Annotated in this window: 10 protein-coding genes; 2 read left to right on the forward strand and 8 right to left on the reverse strand. The window is 60.9% G+C overall.

Annotated elements, in window-relative coordinates; all coding sequences use genetic code 11:
• Positions 1-120: 120 nt before the first annotated feature.
• From asd to leuC, 5 genes are all read right to left on the reverse strand, one after another.
• The gene (gene asd / locus CYD26_RS22320) at positions 121-1,233 is read right to left on the reverse strand and encodes an aspartate-semialdehyde dehydrogenase (RefSeq protein ID WP_099775443.1); all 1,113 of its coding nucleotides are present in this window, start codon (positions 1,231-1,233) and stop codon (positions 121-123) included.
• 70 nt (positions 1,234-1,303) lie between these two features.
• On the reverse strand, positions 1,304-2,386 hold the full coding sequence (gene leuB / locus CYD26_RS22325) for a 3-isopropylmalate dehydrogenase (RefSeq protein WP_065760968.1): 1,083 nt from the start codon (positions 2,384-2,386) through the stop codon (positions 1,304-1,306).
• 52 nt (positions 2,387-2,438) lie between these two features.
• Positions 2,439-3,206 (reverse strand): class I SAM-dependent methyltransferase, encoded by a 768-nt coding sequence (locus CYD26_RS22330; protein ID WP_102053697.1) that lies wholly within the window; start codon positions 3,204-3,206, stop codon positions 2,439-2,441.
• A 66-nt stretch (positions 3,207-3,272) separates the two neighbouring features.
• Positions 3,273-3,917, reverse strand: a complete 645-nt coding sequence (leuD, locus tag CYD26_RS22335; protein WP_065760966.1) for a 3-isopropylmalate dehydratase small subunit — start codon at positions 3,915-3,917, stop codon at positions 3,273-3,275.
• Positions 3,914-5,347 carry a 3-isopropylmalate dehydratase large subunit gene (leuC, locus tag CYD26_RS22340; protein WP_065760965.1) on the reverse strand — a complete coding sequence of 478 codons (1,434 nt, stop codon included), beginning with the start codon at positions 5,345-5,347 and terminating at the stop codon, positions 3,914-3,916. Before leuC ends, leuD begins: the two co-directional genes overlap by 4 nt.
• Before the next feature lie 130 nt (positions 5,348-5,477).
• Between leuC and CYD26_RS22345 the strand changes: the two genes are divergently transcribed.
• Positions 5,478-6,350 carry a LysR family transcriptional regulator gene (locus CYD26_RS22345; protein WP_065760964.1) on the forward strand — a complete coding sequence of 291 codons (873 nt, stop codon included), beginning with the start codon at positions 5,478-5,480 and terminating at the stop codon, positions 6,348-6,350.
• A 74-nt stretch (positions 6,351-6,424) separates the two neighbouring features.
• The gene (locus CYD26_RS22350; protein WP_102053698.1) at positions 6,425-9,721 is read left to right on the forward strand and encodes a PAS domain S-box protein; all 3,297 of its coding nucleotides are present in this window, start codon (positions 6,425-6,427) and stop codon (positions 9,719-9,721) included.
• A 728-nt stretch (positions 9,722-10,449) separates the two neighbouring features.
• Here the strand turns inward: CYD26_RS22350 and CYD26_RS22355 are convergent.
• The 3 genes from CYD26_RS22355 to CYD26_RS22365 form a co-directional block, all read right to left on the reverse strand.
• Positions 10,450-10,893 carry an Hsp20 family protein gene (locus CYD26_RS22355; protein ID WP_099775446.1) on the reverse strand — a complete coding sequence of 148 codons (444 nt, stop codon included), beginning with the start codon at positions 10,891-10,893 and terminating at the stop codon, positions 10,450-10,452.
• A gap of 110 nt (positions 10,894-11,003) precedes the next feature.
• On the reverse strand, positions 11,004-11,963 hold the full coding sequence (locus CYD26_RS22360; RefSeq protein WP_102053699.1) for a tRNA-dihydrouridine synthase: 960 nt from the start codon (positions 11,961-11,963) through the stop codon (positions 11,004-11,006).
• A 49-nt stretch (positions 11,964-12,012) separates the two neighbouring features.
• Entirely contained in the window at positions 12,013-12,453 is a 441-nt protein-coding gene (locus CYD26_RS22365; RefSeq protein WP_065761957.1) for a thioesterase family protein, read from the reverse strand.
• Positions 12,454-12,470 lie beyond the last annotated feature (17 nt).

Raw genomic sequence — 12,470 nt, forward strand, 5'->3', positions numbered from 1 at the left:
ACCCATTCAGCCACCACAGCCAAACGGGTTGCGCTAACGCGCAACGCGCCATGCCTGGCGCACAACAAAAAACCCGCGCTGTCAGACAGCGCGGGTTTCGGTGTCAGCTACAGAAGCTGATCAACGCTCCAGCAGGATCCGCAGCATGCGGCGCAGCGGCTCGGCAGCACCCCACAGCAGTTGGTCACCCACGGTGAACGCGCCCAGGTACTGGGAGCCCATGTTCAGTTTGCGCAGACGACCCACCGGGATATTCAAGGTGCCGGTAACGTTGGTCGGGCTCAGCTCACGCATGCTGATTTCACGCTGGTTAGGCACCAGCTTCACCCACGGATTGTGCTGGCTGATCATGCCTTCGATATCGGCGATCGGCACATCCTTGTTCAGCTTGATGGTCAGTGCTTGGCTATGGCAGCGCATGGCGCCGATGCGCACGCAGATACCGTCGACCGGAATCGGGCTCTTGAAGCGACCCAGGATCTTGTTGGTCTCGGCCTGTGCTTTCCATTCTTCACGGCTCTGGCCGTTTGGCAGTTCCTTGTCGATCCAGGGGATCAGGCTGCCAGCCAGCGGCACACCGAAGTTCTCGGTCGGGTAAGCATCGCTGCGCATGGCCTCGGCAACCTTGCGGTCGATGTCGAGAATGGCACTGGCCGGGTTGGCCAGGTCGTCGGCAACGGCAGCATGGGTAGCGCCCATCTGACGGATCAGCTCACGCATGTTCTGTGCACCGGCACCGGACGCGGCCTGGTAGGTCATGGCGCTCATCCACTCGACCAGACCAGCCTCAAACAGCCCGCCCAGGCCCATCAGCATCAGGCTGACGGTGCAGTTGCCACCGATGTAGTTCTTGGTACCGGCATCCAGTTGCTGGTCGATCACCTTGCGGTTGACCGGATCCAGCACGATGACCGCGTCGTCCTGCATGCGCAGGCTGGAAGCGGCATCGATCCAGTAACCCTGCCAGCCGGCTTCACGCAGCTTTGGGAACACCTCGTTGGTGTAGTCGCCACCCTGACAGGTCAGGATGACGTCGAGGGTCTTGAGCTCTTCAATACTGTAAGCATCCTTGAGAGGGGCAATTTCCTTGCCCACTGCCGGACCTTGTCCACCCACATTGGAGGTGGTGAAGAACACCGGCTCGATCAGATCGAAATCCTGCTCTTCCAGCATCCGCTGCATGAGCACGGAACCGACCATACCGCGCCAACCGATCAGACCTACACGTTTCATCGCAACTACACCTTTGCTAAAAAGTGGGCCGCTGCCTTAAAGGGAAAAAATCGGCAGCGGGCCAGAGAGATTACAGATTCCGCAGCGCTGCGACTACTGCGTCGCCCATTTCCTGCGTACCCACCTTGTTGCAACCTGCCGACCAGATGTCGCCCGTACGCAGGCCTTGATCCAGCACCAGGCTCACTGCCTTTTCAATGGCATCGGCCGCTGCGGTCTGATTGAAACTGTAACGCAGCATCATCGAGACCGACAGGATAGTCGCCAGAGGGTTGGCAATACCCTGCCCGGCGATGTCCGGTGCCGAGCCGTGGCAAGGCTCATACATACCCTTGTTGTTGGCATCCAGCGACGCTGAAGGCAGCATGCCGATAGAGCCGGTGAGCATGGAAGCTTCATCCGACAGGATGTCGCCAAACATGTTGTCGGTGACGATCACGTCGAACTGCTTGGGCGCACGAACCAGTTGCATGGCCGCGTTGTCGACGTACATGTGGCTGAGCTCGACGTCCGGGTAATCCTTGGCCACCTGCTCGACCACTTCACGCCACAGTTGGCTGGAAGCCAGCACGTTGGCCTTGTCGACCGAGCAGAGCTTCTTGCCGCGCACGCGTGCCATGTCAAAGCCGACACGGGCGATACGACGCACTTCACTCTCGCTGTATGGCAGGGTGTCATAGGCCTGACGCTCGCCACCTTCCAGCTCACGGGTGCCACGCGGGGCGCCGAAATAGATACCACCGGTCAGCTCGCGAACGATGAGGATGTCCAGGCCGGCGACGATTTCAGGCTTCAGCGACGAGGCATCCGCCAGTTGCGGATAGAGGATCGCCGGGCGCAGGTTGCCAAACAGACCGAGCTGCGAACGGATCTTCAGCAGGCCACGCTCAGGGCGAATGTCACGCTCGATCTTGTCCCATTTCGGCCCACCGACAGCGCCCAGCAGCACGGCGTCAGCCTTGCGCGCACGCTCCAGGGTTTCGTCGGCCAGCGGCACGCCATGCTTGTCGATGGCCGCGCCACCGATCACATCGTGCTCAAGGCTGAAGCCCAGTTGGAACTTGTCGTTGGCAAGCTCCAGCACCTTGACCGCTTCGGCCATGATTTCCGGACCAATACCGTCACCAGGGAGAATCAGAATCTGCTTGCTCATGCTTTCCTCTATTCAATTCAAGCGGTGTGCCGACACAGGCACACCCAAAAAACTAGCGCTCGGCCCACAGTACCAGCACGTCGGTGCTGAAGGAGCCATCAGCTTCAATCTGGTAATACTGCCGCACTTCCTCGCCCATTGCCTGCTGCAATTGGCGTATGGCCGCACGCATCGGCTCAGGGGTACGCATGCGTTCCACCCACGAGGTGTACTCGAGACGTAAACGCTGACGGGTGTGGCTGCGCGTGAACAAGCCGGCTTCACTGACCTGCTGCAGCCACTCGGCGGCCGAGTAATCACGCACGTGACTGGTGTCACGCAACACTTCCACGGTTTGCAGGTAGGTGTCGAGCAACGGGCTGCCGGGCGACATGACATCAATGAACGCCACAACCCCGCCCGGTTTCAACACACGACGCACCTCACGCAACGCCAGGCCCAACTCGCTCCAGTGGTGCGCAGAGTAACGGCTGAACACGAAATCGAACGAGGCATCGGCAAACGGCAGGCGTTCGGCCACACCACGCTCGGTAACGATATTGCCCAGGCCACGTTCAGTGGCCGCAGCTGCCACCACATCGAGCATCTGCTGCGACAGGTCGTAGGCGACGACCTCAGCCACCAACGGCGCGACGTGAAAACTCACATGCCCGGCGCCGCAGCCCAGGTCCAGTACACGCGCACTGCCCTGGTCGCGCAACGCGGCCTGCAACAGCGCAAATTCGGTGCCTTGGGCATGCACGGCGCTACTCAGGTAGGCGGCGGCCTGCTCGCCGAACTGGCGCTGGACGACTTTGGTGTGAACGGTGCTGCGGGTCATCGGCAGATCTCCTGGGCCCTATCGCCGGCAGTGCCAGCGATAGCCTCGACAAACTCAATACAGCAATCAGGCGTCACGAAACAGCCAGGGCTGGCTGGCGCGATGCTTGGCTTCAAACGTCGCAATGGCATCACGATCCTGAAGGGTCAGGCCGATATCGTCCAGGCCATTGAGCAGGCAATGCTTGCGGAACGCGTCGATCTCGAAGCTCAACACCTTGCCATCGGGACGGGTGACGGTCTGCGACTGCAAGTCGACCGTCAATTGATAACCTGGCGCCGCTTCAACCTGCTTGAACAGCGCATCGACTTCCTCATCGCTGAGGATGATCGGCAGCAAGCCGTTCTTGAAGCTGTTGTTGAAGAAGATGTCGGCATAGCTCGGCGCAATAATGGTACGAAAACCATATTCCTCAAGCGCCCACGGCGCGTGCTCACGGCTGGAACCGCAACCGAAGTTTTCCCGCGCCAGCAGCACACTGGCACCCTGATAGCGCTCATGGTTGAGCACGAAATCCTGGTTTACCGGGCGCTTGCTGTTGTCCTGGTAAGGCTGACCGACATCCAGGTAACGCCACTCGTCGAACAGATTCGGGCCGAAACCGGTGCGTTTGATCGACTTCAGGAACTGCTTGGGAATGATCTGGTCGGTGTCGACGTTGGCACGGTCCAACGGGACGACAAGGCCGGTATGCTGGGTAAAGGCTTTCATGCTGCGCTCCCTTGAATCAACTCGCGTACATCGACAAAACGACCGGTAACGGCGGCGGCCGCGGCCATTGCCGGGCTGACCAGATGGGTACGTCCGCCAGCACCCTGACGGCCCTCGAAGTTACGGTTGGAGGTCGACGCACAGTGCTCGCCCGACTCCAGACGGTCCGGGTTCATCGCCAAACACATCGAGCACCCTGGCTCACGCCATTCAAAACCGGCTTCAAGGAAGATCTTGTCCAGGCCTTCCTGCTCGGCCTGGGCTTTCACCAGGCCCGAGCCGGGCACAACGATCGCCTGCTTGATGGTCGAGGCAACCTTGCGGCCCTTGGCAATTTCAGCGGCGGCACGCAAGTCTTCGATCCGCGAGTTGGTGCAGGAACCGATAAATACGCGATCAAGCTGGATGTCGGTGATCGCCTGGTTGGCCTGCAAGCCCATGTACTTCAGGGCCCGCTCGATGGAACCGCGCTTGACCAGATCGGCCTCGGCAGCCGGGTCCGGTACGCGCTGATCGACAGCAAGGACCATTTCCGGCGAGGTGCCCCAGCTGACTTGCGGCTTGATCTGCGCTGCGTCCAGCTCGACGACGGTGTCGAACACGGCATCAGCATCGGAGACCAGGTCTTTCCACGCTTCGACCGCGAGCGCCCACTGCTCGCCTTTCGGCGCATACGGGCGGCCCTTCACATACTCGACCGTCTTCTCATCGGTAGCGACCAGACCGACACGGGCACCGGCTTCAATGGCCATGTTGCAGATGGTCATGCGCCCTTCGACAGACAGGTCACGAATCGCGCTACCGGCGAACTCGATGGCATGGCCGTTACCGCCAGCGGTACCGATCTTGCCGATCACGGCCAGCACGATGTCCTTGGCAGTCACACCGAACGGCAATTGGCCTTCGACGCGCACCAGCATGTTCTTCATCTTCTTGGCGACCAGGCACTGGGTAGCCAGTACGTGTTCGACCTCGGAGGTGCCAATACCATGGGCCAAGGCACCGAAAGCACCGTGGGTGGAGGTGTGCGAATCGCCGCAAACCACGGTCATGCCTGGCAGGGTCGCACCCTGCTCCGGGCCGATCACGTGAACAATGCCCTGACGCACATCATTCATCTTGAACTCGACGATGCCATACTCGTCGCAGTTTTCATCGAGGGTCTGCACCTGCAGGCGCGACACCTGGTCGACGATGGCCTCGATGCCGCCCTTGCGCTCAGGCGTGGTCGGCACGTTATGGTCAGGCGTGGCAATGTTGGCATCGATGCGCCAGGGTTTGCGATTGGCCAGACGCAGGCCTTCGAAGGCTTGCGGCGACGTCACTTCGTGAATGATGTGACGATCGATGTAGATCAGCGCCGACCCATCGTCGCGCTGCTTGACCAAATGCGAATCCCAGAGCTTGTCGTAGAGCGTTTTGCCGGCCATCAGACTGTTCCTCATCAGCGTCTTTCTATGCCAATAACCACTTGGCTTGTACGGACGATGCTATGAGGTTAAATTGAATAACTCAAATTCATAATTTTTATACTTTGGATAACCAAAAGGAATCCGAGTAGTGGACCTGGCCAACCTCAATGCTTTTATTGCCATCGCCGAAACCGGGAGCTTTTCCGCTGCCGGCGAACGCCTGCACCTGACCCAGCCGGCCGTCAGCAAACGCATTGCCGGGCTTGAGCAACAATTGGACGTACGGCTGTTCGACCGCCTGGGTCGCGAAGTGAACCTGACCGAGGCCGGGCGTGCCTTGCTACCACGGGCCTACCAGATCCTCAACGTGCTGGACGACACCCGCCGTGCCTTGACCAACCTGACCGGCGAAGTCAGCGGCCGCCTGACTCTGGCCACCAGCCATCACATCGGCCTGCACCGTTTGCCGCCATTGCTGCGAGCCTTTACCCGAGCCTACCCGTCCGTCGCACTGGATATTCAGTTCCTCGACTCGGAAGTGGCCTATGAAGAAATTCTTCATGGCCGCGCCGAAATCGCCGTCATCACCCTGGCGCCCGAGCCTCACGCCCTGGTTCGCGCCGTGCCGGTCTGGGACGACCCGCTGGACTTCGTCGCCGCCCCCGAACACCCGCTGGCACGCAAGGGCGCGGTAAGCCTGGCCGATATAGCACACCACCCAGCGGTTTTCCCCGGCGGCAACACCTTCACCCACCATATCGTTCAGCGCCTGTTTGAAGCGCAGGGTCTTACCCCCAACATCGCCATGAGCACCAACTACCTGGAAACCATCAAGATGATGGTGTCCATCGGGCTGGCGTGGAGTGTGCTGCCACGTACTATGCTCGATGATCAGGTCGCATCCATCGCGTTGCCAGGCATACAACTGTCGCGACAACTAGGCTACATTCTGCACACTGAGCGAACGTTATCGAATGCCGCCAAAGCCTTCATGGCTTTGCTCGACAGCCACGCAGTATGACCTTGAGCCCAGGCTGAACGCTTACAGAAGGCTCTGATCCAAAGGATGTGTTACTCGCCAAAGGTCTGGTATCGATGCCCAAATCAGCAAACCGGTTTCCGCGCCTGCCCCGTATACACGCCGCCGACCCTCAGGAATCCGAGCAAACCTGGGAAAGCGCCACGCAATTGCTGGCTGCTCTAAACGGCGCGCACCTGGGCGCCTGGTTCTGGGATGTGGAAAGCGGACGCCTGAGCTGGTCACGCGGAACACAGGCACTGTTCGGTTTTGACCCGCAGCAGCCACTGCCCAACGACCTCGACTATCTCGAGCTGTTGCCCGTGGAAGACCGCGCCCGCACCCTGCAGACCTTTTATGCGGTAATGGCCGGCGAGCCACAGGACCAAGCCTTGCGCCATCGCATCCGCTGGCCGGACGGTAGCGTTCACTGGCTGGAGATCAATGGCAGCCTGACCCATGACAAACAGGGCAAGCCACAGATGATCGGGGTCATACGCGAGATTACTCGCCAGCGCGAGCGGGAAGCGGCGCTGATCAACTCCGAGAAGCGCTTCGCCACCCTGTTCCACCTCAGCCCCAACGTGATCCTGCTGACCCGACGCATCGATGGTCAGATCTATGAAGCCAATCAGCATTTTGAGAAAACCCTGGACTGGCCCTGCCACCAGGTGATCGGCAAGACCACACTGGAGCTGGGCCTGTGGGTCAATCCGCAGCAACGCCATCAGGTCCTGGAAGCCACCCGCAACACCAGCGACCCCATCACCCTGGAAGTGCAGTTTCGTGCAGGCAGCGGACAAATCCATGACGGCATACTGAGCACCCAGGGCATCGAGATGGAGGGCGTCGCCTACCTGCTCAGCACCTTTGTCGACACCACTGAACGCAAACGTGCCGAACAGGCACTCAAGGACAGCCAGGAGCGCCTGGACCTGGCGCTGGACTCCGCGCAACTGGGTACCTGGGACTGGCACATTCCCAGCGGCATGCTCTATGGATCAGCCCGCGCCGCACAGCTGCACGGCCTTGAGCCCGTTCCATTCCATGAGTCTTTCGAAGCCTTCTTCGAAGGCGTGCCCGAGCAAGAACGCAGCAGCATGCGCCAGGCCTATCGCAGCCTGCGCGAAGGCCCAGCCGGCAACTACCAGATCACCTACCGTATACAGCTGGAAAATGGTACGTCGCGCTACATCGAAAGCCGCGCGCGCCTCTACCGCGACGAACAGGGTAATCCTCTGCGCATGGCCGGCACCCTGCTGGACATTACCGAACAGGTCGAACGCGAACAGCGCCTGACCAGCTCGGAAGAAAAATTCGCCAGCCTGTTCCAGGCCAGCCCAGACCCGATTTGCGTAACCCGCCAGGACAGCGGTCAATTCATCGAGATCAACCCGGCCTTTACCCAGACCTTTGGCTGGCAAGCCAAACAAGTACTCGGACGCACCGCTGAACAGATAGGCCTGTGGGCCGAGTCGAACGAACGGGCCAAGCGTATTGAACAGGTTATTCGCGATCAGGCCCTGAACAATGTCGCCGTGCTGGTCAACCACAAGGATGGCCACCCCCTGACTTGCGTAATCTCCAGCCGCCTGATCAAGGTCGACAATGAGCCGTGCAGCGTTACCACCCTGCGTGACATTACTCAGCAACAACGCGCCGAAGCGGCACTGAAAGCCAGCGAAGAAAAATTCGCCAAAGCCTTCCACTCAAGCCCCGACGCGATCACCATCACCGAACGCGAGAGCGGCCGCTACCTGGAGGTGAACGACGGTTTCTGCCGTTTGACCGGTTACAAAACCGCCGAAGTCATTGGCCGCACATCCCTGGAGATCGGTGTCTGGGCTGACGACAAACAGCGGGCAGCACTGCTTGCCGAACTGCAGGAAAAGGGACGAGTCCACCATCGGGAAATGCTTGGGCGCAACAAGCGCGGTGAAGTGCTCACCCTGGAAGTGTCGGTAGAACCCATCACGCTCAATGAAACCGAGTGCCTGCTGCTGACCGCACGCGATGTCAGCCAACTGAAAAACGCCCAGGCGCAGATTCGCCACCTGGCTTATCACGACCCGCTGACCAATTTGCCAAACCGTGCCTTGTTGATGGACCGCCTGAGCCAACAGATCGCCTTGCTCAAACGTCACAACCTGCGCGGCGCCCTGCTGTTCCTCGACCTGGACCACTTCAAGCACATCAACGACTCGCTGGGCCATCCAGTGGGCGATACCGTGCTGAAAATCATCACCGCTCGCCTGGAGGCCAGCGTGCGCCTGGAAGACACCGTGGCGCGGCTCGGCGGGGACGAATTCGTTGTCCTGATCAGCGGCCTGGAAGGTAGCCGTGAAGAGGTCGAAGACAAGGTTCGTAGCCTGGCCGACACCCTGCGAGCACTGCTGGCGGAACCGATGTCACTGGACGGACAACGCCTGCAAGTAACCCCGAGCATTGGCGTGGCACTGATTCCCGACCATGGATCGACCCCGGCCGACCTGCTCAAGCGCGCCGACATCGCCCTCTACCGCGCCAAGGACTCGGGCCGCAACACCACTCAACTGTTCCACAACACCATGCAAAAGGCCGCAAGCGAGCGCCTGCGCATGGAGAATGACCTGCGCCTTGCACTGGCACGGGGTGAACTGGCACTGCACTTCCAGCCGCAGGTCGACGCCCGCGATAACCGCATCATCGGCGCCGAGGTCTTGCTGCGCTGGCATCACCCGCAACTGGGCCAGCAACCGCCCAGCCAGTTTATCCAGGTGCTGGAAGAAAGCGGCCTGATCCTTGAAGTCGGCAGCTGGATTCTCGACGAAGCCTGCGATGCCTGCGCGCGCATGCTGCAGGACGGCCTGATCGATGCCGATGAGTTCAGCCTGTGTGTCAACATCAGCCCACGGCAGTTCCGCCAGAACGACTTCGTCGAGCGGATACGCCGCAGCCTGGATGACTATGGCCTGCCCTACCGGATGCTCAAGCTGGAGATTACCGAAGGCATCGTGATCCAGAACCTGGAAGACACCATCAACAAAATGCGCGAACTCAAGACGTTTGGCGTCAGCTTCGCCATGGACGACTTCGGTACCGGCTACTCGTCACTGACCTACCTCAAGCGACTGCCGGTGGATGCACTGAAAATCGACCAATCGTTCGTTCGCGACGCGCCGGTAGACCCCAACGACGCCGAGATCGTCCGCGCCATCGTCGCCATGGCCCGCAGCCTGGACCTGGCGGTGATTGCCGAAGGGGTGGAGTTGTCCGAGCAACTGGAATTTCTTGAACAGCTGGGTTGCCACCTCTACCAGGGTTACCTGCACAGCCGCCCACTGCCGCTGAACGAGTTTCGCGAACTGCTGCAGGAAGCCCCCGAGGATCGCTAAAGCCTCTGGGGGATACAGGCTTGCCTGCGATGACCTCGGCGCGGGGCCTGTGAGTACGCGGCGCCTGCATCGCGGGCAAGCCCGGCTCCTACAGCTTGCGTGGGGCCTGTTGGAGCTTGCTTGCCTGCGATGACGTCGGTGGGGTCTCAGCGAGTTCGCGGCGTCTGTATCGCGGGCAAGCCCGGCTCCTACAGGCTGGCGCGGGCTCTGTTGGAGCTGGCTTTCCTGCGATGGCCTCGGCGCGGTGCCTGTGAGTGCGCGGCGTCTGCATCGCGGGCAAGCCCGGCTCCTACAGCTTGCGCGGGCTCTGTTGGAGCTGGCTTGCCTGCGATGGCGTCGGTGGGGTGTCTGCGAGTGCGCGGCGCCTGCATCGCGGGCAAGCCCGGCTCCTACAGCTTGCGTGGGCTCTGTTGGAGCAGGCTTGCCTGCGATGGCGTCGGTGGGGTGTCTGCGAGTGCGCGGCGCCTGCATCGCGGGCAAGACCCGCTCCTACAGCTTGCGCGGGCTCTGTTGGAGCTGGCTTGCCTGCGATGGCGTCGGTGGGGTGTCAGCGAGTGCGCGGCGTCTGCATCGCGGGCAAGACCCGCTCCTACAGCTTGCGCGGGCTCAGTCGGTGGGGTGTCTGCGCCAGCATGTCTGGGGCTTAAAAAAACGAACCCCCGCTAAAAGCGGGGGTTCGTGTGCAGCGTGAGGGCACCCAGAGGCGCCCCTTTCATCGCCATGCGCACTCAGTTGAGTGCAGGCTGGTTCCCATTGATCGGGATACGCTTGGCCTTGGCCTCTTCCGGAACAATGCGCAGCAGGTCAATGCTGAGCAGGCCGTTGGCCAGGGCTGCGGCCTTGACCTCAATATGGTCGGCCAGCCGGAACGACAGTTTGAAAGCCCGCTGGGCAATGCCCTGATGCAGGTAGGTCACGCTTTCGGCGTTGCTGTCGCGCTTGCCGCCAACAACGGTCAAGACGCCTTTCTCCACTTGCAGGTCCAGGTCCTGCTCTTGGAAGCCAGCAGCGGCAACGACGATTCGATAGTGGTCATCGCCATGCTTTTCCACGTTGTAAGGTGGGTAGCTGCTACCCGCTTCATTACGTGCCGCCGATTCGAACAGGTCATTAAAACGGTCGAAACCAACGGAATGGCGGAACAGTGGAGCCAAAGAAAAAGCAGTCGTCATGGTACATCTCCTGATAATCAGCGAGGGATTCAACGCGACCCGAATTCGGCATCGCGTACTCCCTAGATGTGGACCCGACAAACGATTTCAAGCGCCCTCTGAAAAATTTTTCAGGCCGCCTCAGTGAACGGCATACCGATCAATTGCCCGACGCGATCACAGTCGGTTTCCCGGCGCAATTCGGTGAACAGCGCGGTCGCTTCGGGGTAGGTACGGGTCAGCATCGCCACCCACTGTTTCAGGCGCCCAGGTGCCGCACGTGGCGTCAGCTCGGCCCTGGCCTGGCGCCAGAAGTCCTGGAGCAACGGCATCAGCGCCTGCCAGTCCAGCGGCACAAATTCGACCCCATCGCGCTCGGCGGCGATCTGCCGCGCCAGGTCTGGCCGGGATACCAGGCCACGACCCAGCATGATGTCCTCGACACCACTGATTTCACGGCAACGTCGCCAGTCTTCCAGGGTCCAGACCTCACCGTTGGCAAACACCGGCACCTTGACCACGTCCTGCACCCGCGCTACCCACTCCCAATGGGCAGGCGGCTTGTAGCCATCCACCTTGGTGCGCGCATGCACCACCAGGTGCGCCGAACCGCCTTCGGCCAGCGCCGTGGCGCAGTCAAGCGCACCGTCCGGGCTGTCAAAACCCAGGCGCATCTTCGAGGTCACCGGAATATGCGCCGGCACTGCCCGCCGCACCTCGCGAACAATGGCGTGCAGCAGTTCAGGCTCCTTGAGCAATACTGCGCCGCCACGCGACTTGTTCACCGTCTTGGCCGGGCAACCAAAGTTCAGGTCAATCACCGGCGCGCCAAGCTCACAGGCCAACGCGGCGTTCTCGGCCAGGCACACCGGGTCGGAACCCAGCAATTGCACGCGCAGCGGTACGCCGGCTGCGGTTTGCGCACCCAAGGCCAACTCAGGCGCCATCTTGTGGAAATGCGCAGCCGGCAACAAACGGTCGCAGACCCGAATGAACTCAGTGACACACCAGTCGATGCCGCCAACCCGGGTCAGGACGTCGCGCAGAATGTTGTCGACCAGCCCCTCCATGGGGGCCAGGGCAATTTGCATAGGTTGTGTCTCGAGCGAAGAAGGCGCGCAGTCTAGCAAAAAGCCAGGTCTATCGGGCCCCGGCCATCAGCGCCTGACCATACCCCTCAAGAAACTCTGCGGGCATGCGCTTAGGCTTGCCTGTGGACAACTCGATGCAGACAAAGGTGGTCTGCGCCCGTAGCAAGGTGGCGCCATCGCTGGGACGCACCAACTGAAAACGACGTGTCATTTTCAGGCGCTGATCCCAATCGACGATCCAGGTCGCCAACTGCAACTCATCGTCCTGATACGCACTGGCCAGGTAATCGATTTCATGCCGAACCACAGCCATCGCCCGGTCAAGTCGCCGATACTCGACCAGATCCAGGCCCAGGCGCTGCGAATGGCGCCAGGCGCAACGCTCCAGCCAGGTCACATAGACCGCGTTATTGGCATGACCAAGGCCATCGATGTCTTCTGCGCCAACGCGCAGGTCGATAACGAATGGCGTTTCAAGATCCCAACTCATGCCCGCTCCAGGTGCTA

Origin of the sequence: Pseudomonas sp. FFUP_PS_473 (assembly GCF_002858665.1) — a bacterium.
GTDB lineage: Bacteria > Pseudomonadota > Gammaproteobacteria > Pseudomonadales > Pseudomonadaceae > Aquipseudomonas > Aquipseudomonas defluvii.

What these genes read in the sequence shown, in the direction of transcription:
- asd (WP_099775443.1), bottom strand. Translation starts at nt 1,233, where the DNA reads ATGAAACGTGTAGGTCTGATCGGTTGGCGCGGTATGGTCGGTTCCGTG.
- leuB (WP_065760968.1), bottom strand. Translation starts at nt 2,386, where the DNA reads ATGAGCAAGCAGATTCTGATTCTCCCTGGTGACGGTATTGGTCCGGAA.
- CYD26_RS22330 (WP_102053697.1), bottom strand. Translation starts at nt 3,206, where the DNA reads ATGACCCGCAGCACCGTTCACACCAAAGTCGTCCAGCGCCAGTTCGGC.
- leuD (WP_065760966.1), bottom strand. Translation starts at nt 3,917, where the DNA reads ATGAAAGCCTTTACCCAGCATACCGGCCTTGTCGTCCCGTTGGACCGT.
- leuC (WP_065760965.1), bottom strand. Translation starts at nt 5,347, where the DNA reads ATGGCCGGCAAAACGCTCTACGACAAGCTCTGGGATTCGCATTTGGTC.
- CYD26_RS22350 (WP_102053698.1), top strand. Translation starts at nt 6,425, where the DNA reads ATGCCCAAATCAGCAAACCGGTTTCCGCGCCTGCCCCGTATACACGCC.
- CYD26_RS22355 (WP_099775446.1), bottom strand. Translation starts at nt 10,893, where the DNA reads ATGACGACTGCTTTTTCTTTGGCTCCACTGTTCCGCCATTCCGTTGGT.
- CYD26_RS22360 (WP_102053699.1), bottom strand. Translation starts at nt 11,963, where the DNA reads ATGCAAATTGCCCTGGCCCCCATGGAGGGGCTGGTCGACAACATTCTG.
- CYD26_RS22365 (WP_065761957.1), bottom strand. Translation starts at nt 12,453, where the DNA reads ATGAGTTGGGATCTTGAAACGCCATTCGTTATCGACCTGCGCGTTGGC.